The organism is Thermoflexus hugenholtzii, from assembly GCF_018771565.1.
GTDB classification, from domain to species: domain Bacteria; phylum Chloroflexota; class Anaerolineae; order Thermoflexales; family Thermoflexaceae; genus Thermoflexus; species Thermoflexus hugenholtzii_A.
Map to the genome: position 1 here is coordinate 601,157 of NZ_CP076326.1, position 16,724 is coordinate 617,880.

General features: G+C 65.8%; 12 protein-coding genes. 3 read left to right on the plus strand and 9 right to left on the minus strand.

Going from position 1 to position 16,724, the window contains the following annotated elements:
* Positions 1 to 19: 19 nt before the first annotated feature.
* Complete coding sequence (locus KNN16_RS02865; protein WP_303898656.1) at positions 20 to 1,150, plus strand: DUF1786 domain-containing protein; 1,131 nt, start codon at positions 20 to 22, stop codon at positions 1,148 to 1,150.
* Between the two features lie 211 nt (positions 1,151 to 1,361).
* Here the strand turns inward: KNN16_RS02865 and KNN16_RS02870 are convergent, their stop codons facing one another.
* Both KNN16_RS02870 and KNN16_RS02875 read right to left on the minus strand, forming a co-directional pair.
* Positions 1,362 to 1,688, minus strand: a complete 327-nt coding sequence (locus KNN16_RS02870) for a hypothetical protein (RefSeq protein WP_299286959.1) — start codon at positions 1,686 to 1,688, stop codon at positions 1,362 to 1,364.
* A gap of 960 nt (positions 1,689 to 2,648) precedes the next feature.
* Positions 2,649 to 4,562 (minus strand): hypothetical protein, encoded by a 1,914-nt coding sequence (locus KNN16_RS02875; protein WP_303898658.1) that lies wholly within the window; start codon positions 4,560 to 4,562, stop codon positions 2,649 to 2,651.
* A gap of 218 nt (positions 4,563 to 4,780) precedes the next feature.
* On the opposite strand from KNN16_RS02875, the gene KNN16_RS02880 reads away from it, so the two are divergent.
* The gene (locus KNN16_RS02880; protein ID WP_303898659.1) at positions 4,781 to 4,999 is read left to right on the plus strand and encodes a hypothetical protein; all 219 of its coding nucleotides are present in this window, start codon (positions 4,781 to 4,783) and stop codon (positions 4,997 to 4,999) included.
* A 244-nt stretch (positions 5,000 to 5,243) separates the two neighbouring features.
* On the opposite strand, the gene KNN16_RS02885 is transcribed toward KNN16_RS02880, so the two are convergent.
* The 7 genes from KNN16_RS02885 to KNN16_RS02915 all read right to left on the minus strand — a co-directional run bounded on the left by KNN16_RS02885 (position 5,244) and on the right by KNN16_RS02915 (position 15,190).
* Positions 5,244 to 6,671, minus strand: coding sequence for a hypothetical protein (locus KNN16_RS02885; protein WP_303898660.1), 1,428 nt, complete (start codon positions 6,669 to 6,671; stop codon positions 5,244 to 5,246).
* Between the two features lie 204 nt (positions 6,672 to 6,875).
* Positions 6,876 to 8,522, minus strand: a complete 1,647-nt coding sequence (locus tag KNN16_RS02890) for a hypothetical protein (RefSeq protein WP_303898661.1) — start codon at positions 8,520 to 8,522, stop codon at positions 6,876 to 6,878.
* Positions 8,523 to 9,279: 757 nt separating this feature from the next.
* Complete coding sequence (locus KNN16_RS02895) at positions 9,280 to 10,224, minus strand: hypothetical protein (RefSeq protein WP_303898663.1); 945 nt, start codon at positions 10,222 to 10,224, stop codon at positions 9,280 to 9,282.
* 258 nt (positions 10,225 to 10,482) lie between these two features.
* A complete protein-coding gene (locus KNN16_RS02900) occupies positions 10,483 to 11,781 on the minus strand; it encodes a hypothetical protein (RefSeq protein ID WP_303898665.1) in 1,299 nt (432 codons plus the stop codon).
* An 828-nt stretch (positions 11,782 to 12,609) separates the two neighbouring features.
* On the minus strand, positions 12,610 to 13,590 hold the full coding sequence (locus tag KNN16_RS02905; RefSeq protein ID WP_303898667.1) for a hypothetical protein: 981 nt from the start codon (positions 13,588 to 13,590) through the stop codon (positions 12,610 to 12,612).
* 104 nt (positions 13,591 to 13,694) lie between these two features.
* Positions 13,695 to 14,393 (minus strand): response regulator transcription factor, encoded by a 699-nt coding sequence (locus tag KNN16_RS02910; RefSeq protein ID WP_303898669.1) that lies wholly within the window; start codon positions 14,391 to 14,393, stop codon positions 13,695 to 13,697.
* A 230-nt stretch (positions 14,394 to 14,623) separates the two neighbouring features.
* The gene (locus tag KNN16_RS02915) at positions 14,624 to 15,190 is read right to left on the minus strand and encodes a hypothetical protein (protein ID WP_303898670.1); all 567 of its coding nucleotides are present in this window, start codon (positions 15,188 to 15,190) and stop codon (positions 14,624 to 14,626) included.
* A 679-nt stretch (positions 15,191 to 15,869) separates the two neighbouring features.
* Between KNN16_RS02915 and KNN16_RS02920 the strand changes: the two genes are divergently transcribed.
* Positions 15,870 to 16,631, plus strand: a complete 762-nt coding sequence (locus KNN16_RS02920) for a dolichyl-phosphate beta-glucosyltransferase (protein ID WP_303898672.1) — start codon at positions 15,870 to 15,872, stop codon at positions 16,629 to 16,631.
* Positions 16,632 to 16,724 lie beyond the last annotated feature (93 nt).

The window sequence follows — 16,724 nt, forward strand, 5'->3', positions numbered from 1 at the left end:
TTCGAAAAGGGAAGCGGCGATGAAGATCCTGTGCGTGGACATCGGGACCGGGACCCAGGACATCCTTCTCTACGACAGCGAGAAGGAGCTGGAGAACGCCTATCAGCTGGTTCTGCCTTCGCCGACCATGCGGGTGGCGCGAGCGGTGCGGCAGGCCACCCGGGAGCGCCGGCCGATCCTCTTAACCGGCGTCCTGATGGGCGGTGGGCCATGCCAGTGGGCGGTGGAGGACCACCTGCGGGCCGGCCTCCCGGTGTATGCGACGCCGGAGGCGGCGCGGACCTTCAACGACGATCTGGATGTGGTGCAGGCGATGGGGGTGCGCCTCGTCAGCGAGGACGAGGCCGCTCGCATGGGGGATCGGGTGGTTCGTCTGGTGTTGCGGGACTTCGACTGGGAGGCGTTGCGGCAGGCCTTCGAGGCCTTCGGAGTGCCCTTCCGGCCGGACGGGGTCGCCGTGGCGGTCTTCGATCACGGGGCGGCGCCCCCCGGTTACTCCGACCGCAAGTTCCGGTTCGATTACCTGGCCCAGCGTTTGGCCGAGCATCGGGCGCTCACCGTCTTCGCCCATCGAGGGGAGGAGATCCCTGCCCCCCTCACCCGGTTGCAGGCGGTGGTGCGCACAGTGCGGGAGGCCTTCGACGGCCCTGTGGTGGGGATGGACACCGCCCCCGCGGCGGCCCTGGGTGCCACCCTGGATCCCCGGGTGGCGGCCTGGCGGCAGTGCCTGGTGGTGAACATCGGGAACTTCCACACCCTGGCCTTTCGGCTGCGGGAAGGGCAGGTGGAGGGGCTCTTTGAGCACCACACAGGCTTTCTGGATGGGGAGAAGCTGGATCGCCTGCTGGGCCGGCTGGCGGAGGGCGCCCTGGGTTTTGAGGAGGTGTTCGACGACATGGGCCACGGGGCGCTGGTGTTCGAGGCCGCGCCGATGCGGCCGGAGGGGGTGGCCGTCGTCGGGCCCCGCCGCGGATTGTTGCGGGGGTCCCGCCATCCGGTTTACTTTGCGGTCCCCTATGGGGACATGATGCTGGCGGGCTGCTTCGGGTTGCTCTGCGCCTTCGCCGCGTGCTATCCCGAGTTCGCCCCGCTCATCCGGGATTCCCTTCAAGGCGCCCCGCGGCCCGCCCCCTGGGAGGTGGAGCGATAACCGGGGGTCCCACAGGGAGCGCCCCCCTATTTGCTCCGGCTTCGACCTGTTGCGGCGGGTCCATCCCATCAGCCCGGGGGTATCGCTTCTCCAAGCAGCAAGTCAGCGTTTTCGGAAGAAAGCCAGAGAGCGCACAAGGGCAAACACGATGGCGAAGCGGAGGGTGCCGGCCAGCACCGGGAGGATCGCCTCCAATTGAACTCGTATGACCTCAGGTCAGATGAGGGGACCTGGCCTGCCGGATCCGCCCCCATTCCCCGAAGGCGATGCCCAGGGGGATCATAAGGGCCAGGGCATCGAAGAGGGAGCGAGCCTGGCCGGAAAGCCCGGCTGCCAGGGCCAAGGCAAAGCTGAGCCCGATCAAAGCCAGGGCCAGGCGAGGGCGGGGGGATGGACGCAAGGGGGAGCGCAACTGCCCGTAGGCCAGGAAACCCAGGGTCAGGGCCTCGATCTTCAAGAGCTCCAGGGAAAGGCCCAGTGCCACCACCGGGATCAGGAGCATCAGAATCCCCAATAGGTCCAGGAGATCCACCTTCATCTTAGGACCTCCAAGCAAGTTTAGCAGAAATAACACAAAACAGCGGCGCAGAACGCCGCAACTCCGGCCGCGCAAGCAGCGCAGCTAGCGGGGGTATAACAACAGCATACACTGCATAGGCCCAGTCCCTCGGCAATGCAAATCCATATTTCGGGCTGGTGGCAGCAAATCGCTTGGGAAGGCCTCGGGTGACCCGGAGGGCGGTTTTGGGGAGATCGTGATGCTTCCCCTTCGCCCTTGGGGAGGTCGGCTGTCAGCAGGATCCTTCCATCTGGATGATAAAGCCGCATGCGCCCTGTCATTGAGGCGCTCTCCTCCCACTCGATCTCTACCACATACAGGACTAGGATCTCCGTCCCGCGAACTGAGGCGGTCAGGAAGCGATGCGATGAACCCGATGGGAACAGCGGGGCGACCAGGGCGGAGCCCCTCTCAAAAGAAAAAGAATATAGCCACACCTCCTTCCAGTCGGGCTCAGCGTTCCAGGTCTCAAGGCGGAACTGTTTCTGAGCCTGTTGGAAGAGGGCGCTGTAGAGGGGTTCCCCCCGTTGCACCCGTCGGCGGGAGGGCGGCCGGGATTGGGAGGGGATGGGGGGTCCGGCTGTCCCAGAGCGAAGCGGAGCTCCCGGGCCTTGTAGCGTTAGAAGGCCAAGCAGAGCCCCTCCGGCCCGGCGCAGGAAATCGCGCCTTCCCCAATCCACGCCCAGCACCGGGCCTCCCATCCGGGCCACCGCCTGGGCCACCCGCAACGCCCGCACCGGACCTAAGACCTGCACCAGGCGCGCCCGCAGGGAAAGGCCCGCAAAGATTCGCACCCACTCCCCCTCGATCTCGACGAGCATCGGCTCCCACTGCCAGCCGGGGTGGGCCTGGTCCAGCAGGGCCTGGACCTCGGGCTTCTGCGGGTTGCGCTCCTCTCATCGCTCTCCATCCTCCGGAGGCGAGCCAGGTTCTCCGCGCTTATGGGGGCATCTGCCAGAGGCTTACCCGGCCATCCTCCAGGACTACGGCCAGCCATCGCCCGTCCGGACTAAAGGTGGCGACCGCGTTTGCCCCCCATCCGTTCAAACGGCCGCCGGGCTTCCCATCCCCCGGCAGATCTCGCCGGAGATCCCACCACATCCATTCCTCCCCGATCTGGATGACCAACCATCGTCCATCGGGAGAGGTGATCAGTGCTCCGGGCCATCCAGTCAGTGGAAACTCTTCCCGAAGCATGCATCCCGGCACCTCCACCCACCGGCCGCGCCACTGGGTTTTCATCAACTCCGGTGTGTTTTCCGGCTTCGTGGCTACGCCCAGGGCCAGCAATCGCTGATTATCCGGATGAAAAGCCAGTCGCATCACGTCCACCTGCCCGAGCCGATCCTGGGCTCCCCACCCCAGATCCGTCGCGCAGACCAGCCGTCCACTGGCCGTTTCCCATATCCGCAAAGGAGTCTCATCCATCGCCGGGCCCGGGCCGTGCTGGGAACTGCCGGCGGCCACCCATCGTCCGTCCGGGGAAAAGGTCAGCGCCTGGATCGGGTTGGGTCCTCCTTGCGCCCACCACTGCCAGCGCTCCCTGTCCACTTCCCCCACCCATATGGTCCCATCCTCGGTCCCCACGGCCCACCGCGAACGATCCGGAGCCACTGCCAGACTGTAGACTCCCCGTGGACCCGGGGGAACTTTCCACGACCGGAGCGTCCGGAGATCCCAAACCCACCGCTCGCCGGCCTGTTCCCCCCTTAAGAGCTCCCTATCTGGCCAAGCCGGCTGCCACTGTCCTTCCCCCAAGGGGATACGGGTCTGCTCCTGTCCCCCTGGCACCTCCAGCACCCGGATCGTGCCATCGCGCCCCAGATAGGCCAGCGTCTCTCCGGTGGCGCTGAAGGCCAGTCCGGGCGCCGCCGCTCCCGTCTCGAGCAGCTGCCGCCGATCCCCGGTCGCCGTTTCCATCCACACCGTCTCGCCTTCCTGCCAGAGCCGCGCGGTTCCCCCAGGCCGGGCAGCCTGCCACACCGTGAGGGGCTCCTGTCGGTCTCCCAGGCGGCGCCCGGTCGCTACCTCCCACTCCCCGTGCTGGGAGCGCAGCACCCGTCCCCCGTCCGCGAAGGCCAGGGCCCCGGGGTTCCTCTCGGCCAACCGCTGAACCACCTCACCCGTCCTCAGATCCCAGATCGTGATGCCCTCCGCGTCGCTTCCCGCTGCCCACCGGCCATCGGGCGACACCGCCAGTGCCTTCACATCCCCCGTTGTGTTCAGGGCCCCAATCTGCTGGCCGGTTTCCACCGAGAGCCGGAGCACAACGCCTGCATCCACCAGCACCTCCTGTCCATCCGGCGTGAACGCGATGGCCTCCCCAGCGCGTGCATCCTCAAAATCCGGAAGGGGGAAGGTCCCATGCAGGGTGGGCGTCGGCTCCAAACGCCAGAGGAACCCATGAACGTCGGTCACGGCGGCGAGGAATCGCCCGTCTGGAGAGAAAGCCAGGTCGTTCACCGGTTCCGGTTCCCGCAACAGCACGTGCTGCGGTTGCTCGTAGGGAGGGTCGTAGAGGGCCAGGGAGGGACAACCCCGAAGGCAGGCGATGGCCAGGGTGACGGCGTGGGGCCGTGCGGCCAGGTGGGCGATCCATCCCCGGGATACCCATTTCCCCTGAGGTGGTTCGGAGGTCAAGTCCATAAGCAGGAGGCCGGTGGTAAGCCCCACCGCCAGGGCCGGGGGCTCCTCCAGCAAGGCCAGCCCGGTGAGGCTTCCCATGCCGCGCGTCCACACCTGCACCGGCTCGGGTAGCGTCCGGGGGGTCATTTCCCCTTTGACGCACGCGCCCATCGCCAGTGCAATGCCGATCCAGAAGTAACTGAGCCACCACGGTTTCTCGCGCATCATCGGACCCACCAGTAAAGCACCGTTGATCCTCCGCTTACGGAGGCCTCGCATGCGAAATAGGCCCGATAAGCCTGCCCTCCATCTCCAAGCATCCTGCATCGTGAAGGAGCCATCGTTCGCTCCTCGCTTCCCCCTCCGCTCGCGGATCGGCTTTCGGTTTTCATGCGATCCAGCCAGCGGAAGCCGTGATCCTCCAAAAAGGAGGACCAATTCGGGTGGTGTCCTCCAAAAGGGAGGACACCGCGCGGCCATCGGGGTCCTCTGTCCCGGGCGGCCAGGGGGTCTCCCCGAAGCCCGGCGGCGATGGCGGGGTCCTCCAGCCCGCCGGCCCGCAGGGCCTGTCGGCCGGGGAGTCCCAGACGGGCGAACAGCCGTTGGAGGTGGGCGCGCCGCGGGCTCCGGCGGATCGACAGGGCCTGGGCGATCTCTTCGTCTAAGCTGGGCCGGGCTGCCCGAAGCCGCCGGAGGCCGTTGAAGAAGCCGCGGACTCGGATCCTCCGGGGCCACGCGCAGCGCCTCCGCCCACGGCCCCGCATCCCCGCCACCCCACCCGAGCGCCCCCGCTCTCCGGACCGCACCGATGCGGCACAGGGTGGACCGTGCGGCTGCAGCGCGGGCCTCCTCGACCGCAGGGCGCATCCATCTCCTGCGCCCGCCCGGTTCCGGATCCCGGGCCCCGCCTTAGGGTCCGCCGGAAAGGCGTAGCAACGCCTCCCGTTCGGCCAGATACAGGAAATCGGCCGGCCGGCCCTGCGGCAACGGCGGCGGCGTGGCGACCCACTCCAGGGCCTCCGAGACCCAGGCCAGCCACCGCCCATCGGCCGAGAGGACCGGGTTGTAGCTCGGCCCGGCCAGCCGACCGGCCTCGCCCCGGCTCAGGATCGTCATCCGACCCGTCGCCCGATCCCACACCGCCAGCCACAGGTCGCAGGGCCGCCCCCACACCGGCCGGGCGGGACACTCCGTCGCGCCCACCGACCCCAGGTTGCGCGCCCGGGTGGCGAAGACCACCCAGCGGCCATCCCCCGAGATCGCCGGACCCTCGGCCGCCCCATCCCCCGGCTCCCCCGCCGCGTTCGCATCCACCAGCTCCATCTGCCCCGTCTCCCGGTCATACAGGTAGATGTGGCGGCAGAAAGGCAACGGCTCCGCCCCGGGCCAGGGCGCGCAGGGCTTCAGCGGGCGATCCACCAGCCGGGCCGCGGCGGCGAAGGCCAGGAAGCGGCCGTCGGCCGAGAGGGCGATGCCCCCTTCCCACGCCCCATCGGTGCCGGGAACCAGCTGCAGGCCACTGGGCTGGGGAGGATCCTCGGGCCGAACCGGCCGGCTGACCCAGACGGTCTTCCCCGTCTCCCGGTCGTAGAGGAAGACATCGAACTGGCCGTTGCGGTCCTCCGGGACCACGCCGTCGTCGTTCGTGACGAAGGCCAGAAAGCGGCCGTCGGCAGAAAGGGCCACGAGGGCGCCGCCGGAGGCGGCGGGGGATTCGGTGGGCGGATGAACCCGATGGAGCCGCTGGCTGTAGCGGTCATAGAGATACACCCCGGGGCCGGGGTTACAGGCGCTGTCGTTGGCCCAGGCGATCCAGCGGCCGTCGGCGGAGAGGGCAGGGCCGGCGTGGCCGGCCAGCCCCATACGGGAGACGCCCCCAGGGAGCCATTCCAGCCCGCCGGTGAGGCGGTCATAGACGGCCAGGGGGTAGCAATCGGGATCGGCAGCGGAGGCGGGGAGCGGGGAACGGGCGAAAAAGGCCAGGAAGCGGCCGTCGGCCGAGAGAGCCGGGCCGAGGCCGGCGGCTGGCTGCCCCTCCGGGCCCACGCGTAGGGGCTCAAAGACCCCCCGCCCGGCGTCCCAGAGAAAGAGGGACTCCCGGTCCATCCCCACCCCCCAGCGGCCGTCGGCGGACAGACGGAGCCGATCTCCGAGGCCGAGCAGCCGGATGAGCTCGGGAGCGGCCGTGGGAGCCGGCGTTGCAGTGGGGAGCTGTGTCGGGGAGGGCGAAGCCCCGGGCGCGGAGGTCGCGGGCCGATCCGGGGATGCCCCTATGCATCCTCCCAGCAACCCCAAAAAGCTCAGCATCAGGAGAACTTGGAGAAGAGGTGTTTTCATCATGGCTGTTCCCTTAGGAGAATTGCCTTCAGGCCCCGCATCGTAAGGGAGCCATCGTTCGCTCATCGCTTCCCCCCGCTTGCGGTGCGGAATCGGCACCGGCCGGGGAGGGGCGGGAGCGGTTCCTCGGCCCCTCCCGCACGCCCCCAGCGTCAGGGCCATTGTCCCACATCCATCCCCATCGCTTCCACCATCCCACCCGCCTTATGGAACCCCCCTTCGAGCTCCCGGGTCTGGATCCCGTCCCCGAGCGACCAACCGCACGGGCGATGCAGATCCCAGCTGGAGGGAAAGGTCTCTCGACTGATCGTCATCGGCGGCCGGATCGCCGGATTCGTTTGTTCCGGGATGTGAAGCAGGCGATGGCGGGGGGATCCATTCAATCAACCCCCACTGACACCGTCCGTCCGAACGAGGGGAGATCGCCTGGGCGCCGATCCACACCCGTTTCAGCAGGCGCCCTTGGATTTCAGGAAGCAACGCATATATGCCTTGGTAGAAGGGGAAGAGATCCAGGGTCGCCTGGGGGACTCCCTCCAGGTTCAGCCACACCGCCTGTTCCCCATGCTCCCCCCTTACGGCCAACACGCCGTCTGGAACAGGAACGAGGGGCGGTCGCGCGCCGGCGAGGGGAATTCCAAGGGATCCCGGAGCTGCGGGCAGGCGCAACACACGCAGCTCACCGGTTTGCAGATCTTTCAGGAAGACGGCAGGGGGATCGACCCCCCAGGTCATTATGGAGACCCCTTCCAGAAGCCGGCCGGCTTTGAGATGGGCTCCCGGGGCAAGGTAGAGGACTCGGGCGGGATCTTCGGGCCCTTTGAGGTGCTGGCCTACGCGCACCATGGCGATCGCCAGCCATTGTCCATCCGGGGAAAGGGCGTAGTCGAAGAAGTTCCAATCTGAAAGCCCCAGGTCGGCGGGCCTCACCACCCGGCCGGCGTGGAGGTCCAGAAGGAAGCCCTTCCCGAATGCATCGTTGGGCACCCCGATGAGCCAGTGAGGGCCGTTTCCGATCTCCCTGGTCGGTGGGATGTTCGGGTCGTCTGATCCAAGGATGTGAAGCGGCAGATCGATCCGGCGGGCTGGCGCGCCCATGCGGGCGGGGACTTGCCAGATCCGGATCCGCGGCAGCCCATCCGGGGTTTCCACCTCTTGCAGCGCCAACCCGTAAGCGCTATCCCGGGCCATGATCACCCCCCACAGTCCCCGCTCACTCTCCAGGACCTTCTCCCAGGTCCCGGTGTTCAGATCTACTCGCCACACCGTCCCGTTTGGGGAGGAGGCGAGGGCCACTGCGTCCCGGGCCAGGAGAAGGTCACGAATCGGTTCCGGCGGCTCCAGAACGCGGGAGCGGTGATCCTCTTCCAGGATCAGGCGAATGAGGCCGACATGGGTGCGGGTGGCCCTGAGCCGTCGGCCATCCGAAAGGGTCCAGCAGCAGACTTCCTCCACGGTCTCTTTCTCACGGATGGCGCTCCCGTCCTGGATGAGCCAGTGGTGGGTATTGCCTTCCGTATCCAGTTCTGCGGAGGCCAGGAAACCTGCATTCTGAAGTGGGGGCTCCAGGGGCCAGCGCCACACCACCGTAAGGCGGCGGCCGTCCCGGGAGATCGACTCCGGGAAGATGGGATACGGAGAACCCGGGAGGTGGCGCAGGCGTCGGTCGGGTCGGGCCAGCTCCTCCCAGCGGAGATCCCGAAGGTCCAGGAGCGGCGAGGGCGTCTCCCCGCTCGAAATATCCGGTGGAGGAAGGCAGGGGGAAGTGGGGAGTGTGGGCGGAGGAGGGGTAGAGAGGGGTGAACCGAACCCCTTCTCCAACGTGGGCCGGGGTCCAGGAGCCCGCGGCATCCTACAGCTCAGCAGGCTTAGCACCATCAGCATCATGATCGCAATCCGACCCGGCTTAGACAGAACACACATCACATTCTCCTTGTTTAACAAGTATAACCAGGATTGTAATAGAAGCGATAGATGGCCGTGGTCCCTTGAGCGACATCAACACAGCAACAAGGAGCTACTGTCTCGCCTAAGTATCTTTCAAGATGAACATGGGATCCACTATAACAAACTGTGCACCTGCAATCACGATTTGAGCAAGAGCATGTTGGACAATTGCATTGATCGGATGGGTTTGGCCATGATTTGCAGAGATAGCATCCTCCAACAATATCGCCAAGTTTATATGAACGGGAAGTTAAATCAATCCACTGTCCGTTGCTTACAGTAGGATTAGCGACATGACCATACATCACTGAACCAACATAACAATACTTTCCGTTATCGTATATATACAAATCAACTGTGATTGAACGAGCGTAGCTATTGTTCGGTTCTTTACAGCAACACAGATATTCGACCCATGTTTGCACGCGACGAACCGTTGGATAATTGACATATAGACAAATCGATCCGGGTGTTGGGCATGTTGATCCAGTTCCTGCAATGTCAATTGGTGAAGACCAATTCTTGCAACGACCATGAGCGTTTAAACATCCGCTACAATTCCCGTAGCAAGCTGGGCAATCACAATAATAATCCCGCCCGGTCACGATTCCCGATATCGGTGCATAAACATATGCATACGCCATGGAAAACCTCCTTTCGCTTAAAATTTTGTTAATGAGGTTGTAATGATGGGCATCAAGGATCCCTCAGGATCCTGATAAGTCACGAGGGTGTAAAGAACATCTTGTTCGATCCAATGCACCATATAGCCATCCACGGTCGGAAGCAGCACCCCAGGGGCCGGCGTGAAGAAAACCTTTGCCGGTGGGACTGGAATCTCTGGCTGCTCAGGATGCCGCACCGGCCACACTGGATAAGGACGAGGATAAATGGGACGCGCCCACAGGCTCCCTTCGGGTTCAGAGGCCCGCCCGAAGTCCAGTATCACGATGAACACTCGACCGCCTCCTCGGAACCGGATCACCTGCCCTTGTTGAAAGAGCAACTCTGTTGGCCGGTAGAGGGGGAAGGGGATCTGCGCTCGTGCCTCGGCCAGATCCTGCACCGGAAGGGTCTCCCCGCGCAGGGCCTCGGCTTCGGGGCTGCCATCGGTCTGGCATAGGATGGGAGCGGGGGCACAGCTCACGAAGGAGGGCAGCGGGGCGCCTTCCGGAAGCAGCACGAACCTCTCCCAGAGCTCCCCCTCCCCTGGGCCGAGACGAGGAGGGGCCGAACCGGCGGTTCGAGGGGTATGGGTCCCTCCGGGGATCCGCCGCAGCAGCGCCAGCCCGGCCAGGGCCAGGCTCTGGCGCAGCAACCGCCGCCTCCCCCAATCCACGCCCAGCACCGGCCCGCCGTGCCGGGCCACGGCCTGGGCCACCCGCAACGCCCGCACTGGGCCTAAGACCTGCACTAGGCGCGCCCGCAGGGAAAGGCCCGCAAAGATTCGCACCCGCTCCCCCTTGATCTCAACGAGCATCGGCTCCCACCGCCAGCCGGGACGGGCGCGGTCCAGCAGGGCCCGGACCTCGGGCTCCCACAAACTTCGCACCCCCAGCTGCCCGCCGCTCCGGGCTTTCACCTCCCGGGCCAGGGCCGCGCACACGGAACACCCGCTGTCAAAGGGAAGATACCGTTTTGGTATGGCCTCGCCGCCCCGGGAGGGATTCCCCTTCTCGTCTTATCCCCTTCGCCCTCGGCGCGCTTCCTCGTTTTTGGAGGAACCCCGCTTCGATGCGATCCTCCGTGAGTAGCGGAGGGCCTGGGCGATCCTCCGGGCTGGCCGGAGCGGATGTTGCTTAGACATCAGACGAGGCGCGCATTCTGCGTTTTCCGACTCGGGGGCAGGCAGCTGCGCCCACCCTCAGGGGCCTGAGGCCCATTCGACCAGGGCATAGCGGCACGTTTCATCCGGCCCGGGCGTTTTCAGAACGGCCCCCAGATAGACCCGATTGCCCTGACCCCGGATCCATTCGATGCGGGCGTAGAAAGGAGACAGATCCAGCCGCTCCCGGATTTGCCCCTCCGGCGTCAGCTGAAGGAGGCGGGCCGGCGTGCCGCGTTCCACCCCGAGCCATACGCCTCGTGCGCTCCCCAGGGGGAGCCCCACTCCCTTCAGGGGCACCTCGGTGATCCGCCCTCCTCGCTCCAGGCGCATAGCCCGCAGCGTCTCGGCACCCGCTTCTCGAAGGACAATACCGGCCGGATCTTCCAGCCAGGCAACGAACAGGGCGCCGGGCTGCTGGATCCCGGCTCGGAGATCCGTCACCGGCGTCAGATAAAGGATTTGGGTCGGATCCTCCGGTCCCTGAGGGGTGTGTCCCGCGGGCAGCAGCGCGATGGCCACCCATTCCCCGGAAGGGTGCACAAAATATTTCCAGAATCGGAGCGACTGGGGAAGTCCCAAATCGGTCGGACGAATCACGCGACCGGTTCGGAGATCCAGCAGAAAGCCCTCTCCCAGCTCCTCATTGGGCATGAAAACATACCAGTATGGGCCATCTCCTAACGCCTGGGTCTGGGTTTCTTCGGGGCTTCCCTCCCGACCGACCCAACGGAGTTTCAGCTCGGGAAGGGGCTCTGCAGGGGCGCCTATCCGCGCTGGGATCCGCCAGACTCGCACGATCCCGGGTTCCTCTGGCTGCACAGCCAGGCCGTAGGTTCCGTTGGGGGCCAGCGTAAAGGCATTGCCCAGTTTGCCGGTTTGAGGGGGACGGGGGCTGATCACGCGTTCCCAGCGTCCAGAGCGGATCTCCATGCGCCACAGTTCCCCTTCTCCATCCCGCGCGAACAGGATCCCGTTGGCTGCCCTCCATACCCATGTGATCTCTGTGGGGGGGTTCAAGGATTGGGCCTGGGGCGGCTCGCCGAGGAAGAGGGACTTTCCGTATCCCCACACCGGCCGCCCATCGGGTAGCCAGGTGTAGAGGATGCGCTCATCAGGCGGCCGGACCAGCCAGCGATGCTGGGATCCCTCCCGATCGATCAAGGCCTCCGCGATCGCCCCGAACATCTGAGGATGGAGTTCCAGGCGCACCTTCAACCAGCGGCCATCCGGGGAGCTTTCTTCCAGAATGGGAGGGAAAGGGAATCCGGCCAGCTGGCGGATCTGCGTCCCTGGGAGGGGAAGTTCTTCCCAGGACCACCCGGCCAGATCCGGCAAGTAAGCGGCTTCCGGGGTTTCCAGGTTTGGCTCCAGACGCCGGCAGGCGGTCGCCGTTGAAGTTTTCGGGATCGTGGGGGAAGGGATCAGCGACGCGGTTGGGATGGATGGCGAAGGAACAGGGGGGTGTGCCTCCCTGCCAGAGGGCGCCGGAGTTCCGAGAGGTCCCCCACATCCCAGTGCCATTCCGAGCCAGGCGATCCACAATGCCCGAGCCAGCTTTCGGAGGATCCTGTTCATCGTTGCCTCCTCCTTAGCAAGCAGATCCAGCGTTGTAGTAAAAGCGGTAAATCGCGGTGGTGCCTGCGGTCACGCTCGCACAGCAACACGGCGCCACGGTTTCTCCCAGGTTTCGCTCAAGATGCACGTGAGCTCCAGAATAACAAGTGAAAGTGCACGTATATGTGCCTCCTATTACGTCTCCTAATTTGAGGGAACTTGAGGTCAAATCGATCCATTGTCCATTGTTTACGGTGGGGTTAGCGATATGGCCATACATTACCGAGCCCACATAACAATATTTCCCGTTATCATACACATACAAATCGACCGTGATAGAGCGCGCGTAGCTGTTGTTGGTCTCCTGGCAGCAACATTTGTATTCCACCCATGTTTGCACACGGCGAACAGTAGGATAGTTAACGTAGAGGTAGATGGATCCGGTTCCCGCGATATCGATGGGGGAAGCCCAATTCTTGCAGCGACCGTGGGCACTGCCACATCCGTTGCAGTTCCCGCAAGGGCAGCTGCAGTAGGAATCCCGCCCGGTCACTGTTCCGGAAATGGGCGCATAAACATACGCATACGCCATGTCTATCCTCCTTTCGATTAAAGTCGAGCTAGTGATTGTGCGATCTTGTAAATCGAGGAGCCATCGGGATCGTGATGGGTGAGGAGGGTATACAGGATCGACCTTTCGATCCACTGGACCATATATCCATCGGCGGTGGGCAACAGCACGCCGGGAGCAGGAGTGAAGGAAATTTTCTCCGGCTGGATCAGGCGCTCGGGTTGGTCCGGATGCCGCACGGGCCAGATGGGGTAAGGTCGAGGATAGATCGGACGGGCCCACAAGCGGACTTCCGGCTCTTTCAGGCCGAAATCCAGCATGACGGAGAACACAGATCCTCCCTGCTGGAAGCGAATGATCCGTCCCTGATGAAGGGGCATCCCGACCGGTTGATACAGAGGGAGGGAGCTTCGTGCCCGTGCCTCATTAAGATCCTGCACCGGAAGGACCTCCCCCCGCAGGGCCTCGGCCTCCGGGCGGCCATCGGTCTGACATAGAATGGGGGCGGGGGCACAGGTCACGAAGGGAGGAATCGGGGCACCTTCCGGCAGGAGCACGAAGCCCTCCCAGACCTCGCCCGCTCCGGTGGCGGGCGGGGTGGGCGGGGCCTTCTCAGGCCTGGCCATTGGGGAGCCTCCGGGGAGGCGACGGAGGAGGGCCAGGGCAGCCAGGGCGCCGCCCTGCTGCAGCAACCGCCGCCTTCCCCAATCCACACCGAGCACCGGGCCTCCCATCCGGGCCACCGCCTGGGCCAGCCGCAACGCCCGCACCGGGCCCAGAACCTGCACCAGGCGCGCCCGCATCGCCAGGCCCACCAAGACCCGCACCCGCTCCCCTTCGATCTCGACGAGCATCGGCTCCCACTGCCAGCCGGGACGGGCGCGGTCCAGCAGGGCCTGGACCTCAGGCTCCCGCAAACTCCGCACCCGCAGCCGCCCGCCGCTGAGGGCCTCCACCTCCCGGGCCAGGGCGGCGCATATGGAACACCCCGCATCGTAAAGCAGCCACCGCGTCCCCATCGCAGACCTCCCTTGCCTGGGCTTCCGCTTCTCATCCTAGCCCACTCCCCGCTTCTTGTCTGTCCCCCGCGTCGGGGGACAGACCTTCCGCGGGCGGTCCCCGTCTACCCAAGGCCCATCAGGGCCTCGATCAGCTGCCGGAAGTCCGGCAAGGGATCCTCTTCCAGCAGCGCCGCGCAGCGGGGGTCCAGGAGGCCGCCCTGGGCCAGCCAGCGGGTCAGGTCCACCCGATCCACCCGCCCCAGGCGGGCCAGGGCCCGCGCCAGATGGGTGCGGACGGTCTCCGGCGCGATGCCGAGCACGCGGGCGATCTCCTTGTTGCTCAGGCCGTGGGCCGCCGCCCAGGCCACCGCCCGCTGCTGCGGGCTGAGGGCCGCCCACGGATCGCCCCAGCTCGCCCACCAGCGCTGGGCCTGCCGCACCGCCCCCGGGGTCCACAGCGACGTCCCGGCCAGGGCCTGCCGGACGGCGGCGAGGAGCCTTTCGCACGGTTGCCCCCGCCACAGGCAGCCCCGGGCGCCGGCCTTCCAGGCCAGGGCCTCCCGGGCAGGGTGGGGGACTTCCACCAGCAGCAGTCCCGAGCATTCCGGTTGCGCCTGGATGGCGGCGGCCAGCAGCGCCGCGCCGCTGCCGTCCAGCAGCTCGAAGGCCACCAGCAGGGCGGAAGGGGGATGGCGGGCCTGGGCGACCCGGGCCTCGGCGGCGGTGGCCGCCTCCCAGGCGATGGAGAAGCCCCAGGCGCTCAGGCGCTCGGCCCAGACAGCCCGGCGCATCGAATCGCTATCCACCAGCCCGACTGCCATCGCCCCCCTTCGGAGGAGAACGCCTGATCACATTATAGGAGGCCAACCGATTGAGGGCAAGGCATGTCGGCCCGCAGAGGCCTCACCGTGGGTTTATCGTCCCCCATCGAAGCCATATCGATCGAACATGGGCTCCGGAAGAGAGAGCGGTTTGACGCTTTGCGATCAGGGGGGCAGGGATCTTCGGACCCCTGCTCTCCCTGGGCGGGAGGTTCCCCGCCATCTAAGGCTCAGCGCCCCCACCGCGCGGCCAGGGCCTGGACGGCCTGGTCCAGGAGCTGGCGTGTGGCGGCTTCCTGCGTCCCGTTCACGATCAGAAGGCTGAGGACCTCGCCGCGCACCTGCACCAGGGTCCGGAGGGCGCCCCCTTCGGAGTCCCGGCCCGAGACCTCCCAGCCTCCGACCTCCGGTCGCTCCTTCAGCCCCCAGGCGCGGATCAGCGCTTCCGCCGCCCGGCGGGCCTGGGCGGGGTCGGCATAGCGATAGAGGAAGTGAAACACCAGGCCGGTTTGCTGACCGTCATAAACGGCGAGCCCCACCCCATAGCCTTCCCGGAACCGGAGGGGTTCCTCCTTGATCCCCATGCTGGCGAGGTTCTCTGAATTCAGCGGATGATTGAGCGCCTGGGGGGAGAGAGGGCCCTCTTCCAGGCGATAACTTTGGGGGAAGGCCTCCGCAGGCAACGCTTGCGCCGTTAGCGGGGAGGGGGTGGAAGGCTGCGCCAGGGCCCGATGGAGAGCCGCCGCCACGCCCAGGGCCAGCATGAGAACGCCCACGCCAATTGCGATGCGCTTCATGGCCGCCTCCTCAATCGAACCATACTCGAGCTGAGTAATTGCTGGGTTGCCATTTCGGCCCCCACGGAGGCTCCGTTGCTAGCCATCCCCCTTTGGGCAACAGCAACACATTTCGATCGGCCCCCCACCAGTTCCAGTTGGAAATGCAGCCGGCGCTGGAACTACAGGTCGCCGGGTCGCCGCCGGGCCCCAGATCGTGCGGATTATGCCCCCAGCGGCCCTGGAAGAAGGCTCCGAAATGGGGTTCCGGAATGGGCCAATAGGTCCAGAAGGCCACCGCAATGTAAGAGGCGGTCACGTTTGCCCACCATTGCGGCTGAGGCGGAGTAGGGGAAACACTTTGCATCCGTTCACCGAATGCAGGGCTCCCGCCCAGGGAGAGCAATAGACAGCTGACCCATACGATCAGCCATCGACTTTCGCGAAAGCGTTGGGATCCCTGGGCCACCCGGACACCTGTCGCGCGATCCGTATGACGAGATCGCTCTCGCTCCTCCATTTCCATCTTCCTCCGTAAGGAATTTCTGTTCGGCATGATAGTGAGTCTTCTCCGATCTGTCTGTCCCCTGCGTAGGGGGACAATGCTCTCGCCACCGCGGGAGGTGGATCCGCGGAGGGGCAAAGCGCGCCCTTCGGCTAAAATATCCCCGGAAGACGTCTCCCTGGAGGCCTCCGCTTCATGGATCGGTCCGTTCGGGTGGATGTGGTCATCCCGGTCTACAACGAGGAGCGGGACCTGGAGCCCAGCGTTCAGAAGCTGCGCGCTTTCCTGCAGGCGAACTGCCCCTACCGCTGGCGCATCGTGATCGCCGACAACGCCTCGGTGGACCGCACGCCGGAGATCGGGCGGCGGCTGGCGGCCCAGTGGCCGGAGGAGGTGGCCTACATCCGGCTGAACCGGAAGGGACGGGGACGGGCGCTGCGCAAGGCCTGGCTGGAGAGCGACGCCGATGTGATGGCCTACATGGACGTCGATCTGTCCACTGACCTCAGCGCCTTCATGCCGCTGATCCAACCCCTGGTGGAGGGCCGCTATCACGTGGCCACGGGCAGCCGGCTGCACCCGCAATCCCGCATCACCCGCTCCCTCAAGCGCGAGATCATCTCCCGGATCTATAACTTCATCGTCTGGCTGCTCTTCCCCCGCCGCCGCTTCCGGGATGCCCAGTGCGGGTTTAAAGCCATCACCCGCCAGGCGGCCCAGGAGCTTGTCCCCCGGGTGGCCAATCAATCCTGGTTCTTCGACACGGAGCTGCTCCTGCGCGCCGAGCAGCGCGGCTACACCGTGTGGGAGGTCCCGGTGATCTGGCGGGAGGACCCCGACACCCGGGTGAAGATCCTGCGCACCGCCCTGGAGGACCTGCGGGGCCTGTGGCGCGTCCGACGGACTCCTGATCCACCCCCTATCTACACGGATCCGGAGGCCGATTACCCGGATTAGAGCCGGGAAGTCCTCCGGAAGCGGCGTCCCACCCGGTCGGGGAGGAGCGAGGCGGTTTTCGCGAAATAAATTTTGCGTTACAGAAGGAGGGAG